Genomic DNA, 1,124 nt, shown 5'->3' with positions numbered 1-1,124 from the left:
TCCGGCGTCATCCTTGGGCGGCGCGCGGCCAGATCGGGGGATGGCAAGGCCGTCTCCACATCCAAAAACCCCTCACCAATCGAATTGATAGCCTTGGCAATGCCTCCGGGAACCAAAAAGTCAGGTCGGTGTCGCAACCAGCCATCAAAGTCGTCGATCAGCACCATCCCCGGTCGCTCACGCCCGGTGAAGTCCATCACTTCTTCCTGCGCCTGAGCTTGACCATGGGCAAGAACCGCTGTCACCAGCAGGCCAAAACACGCCCCCACAACCCTCGTCGCTCGCCCCATGTGCATGCCCTTCGTCACCGCATCAGATCATCAAGCGCCGCTTCAACCATTGCATCCAGACTGCCGTCATAATCGGGTGAAGTGTACCACGCGAATAATTCCGCAACCAGCTCGTTGAGATCGTCTTTCCCGGGTTGATCAAGACCCACCGCAGCGCGTGCACTCAGTTTGCGCGCCGCACCTGTTTTTGCCTTATCGAATGCCGCCGATATTGGCCCCTTTGCATTCTGCAGGGCATGGCCCAGCTCATGACGGATGACGTAACGTCTCGCCGCCGCCTGTGTCCGCTCGGATTCTCGCGCAAACATGGTCATCGGCCCTACCAACCCCCGACCAGCCAGTTCCCGCACATCGTCCTCACTCAGTTCGGGTTTGAATAGGATGGTCTGCTCTCTCAGGATGGTTTGTCCTGCAGAGTGCTCGAAATCTCCTCTGCTATTCACCTGCCCCAGCCTGTTCAGTTCTTCCGGAGATTTGGGCTCGCGGTCGCCCAGATCGGTCTTGACCCGCCGCAGCCCGGACAGTGTCCAGTCCTTGCCGCGCGCGCTTCCAAGCGCACGGGTGCGGTCGAGTTCGGCCTCGAAGTCCTCGATATTACGGATGGTCTCGCTCTCGCTCAGCTTGCGGCCGAAGAGCGCCTCGCGCTGCTCCGGCGGATAGCGGCGAAGGGAGTCGTTCAAGCCGACCCCGTACTTGCCGCGAAGTCGGGCGATGCGACCGGCCAGTTCCACTGACCGGATATCGTCGAACGCCTCCTCCGCCCCCACACCCTCATCCACATACTCAACAAAGCAGCGGCAATTGGCGGTCTCATCAAAAGGGCCTTCGGGGTCG

General features: G+C 60.6%; 2 protein-coding genes. Both read right to left on the bottom strand.

Annotated features, from left to right (window positions below; all coding sequences use genetic code 11):
* Positions 1-290 (bottom strand): hypothetical protein (locus QK300_RS13555; protein ID WP_281302235.1); only part of this gene is annotated, 290 nt, incomplete at its 3' end.
* A gap of 14 nt (positions 291-304) precedes the next feature.
* A partial coding sequence (locus QK300_RS13550; protein ID WP_281302234.1) for a hypothetical protein occupies positions 305-1,124 on the bottom strand: 820 nt, incomplete at its 5' end.

Origin of the sequence: Iodidimonas sp. MBR-22, from assembly GCF_029946565.1 — a bacterium.
GTDB classification, from domain to species: Bacteria; Pseudomonadota; Alphaproteobacteria; order Sphingomonadales; family Rhodothalassiaceae; genus Iodidimonas; species Iodidimonas nitroreducens.
Note: the sequence above shows the minus strand (reverse complement) of the source record. Positions and strands in the feature narration are given on the sequence as shown.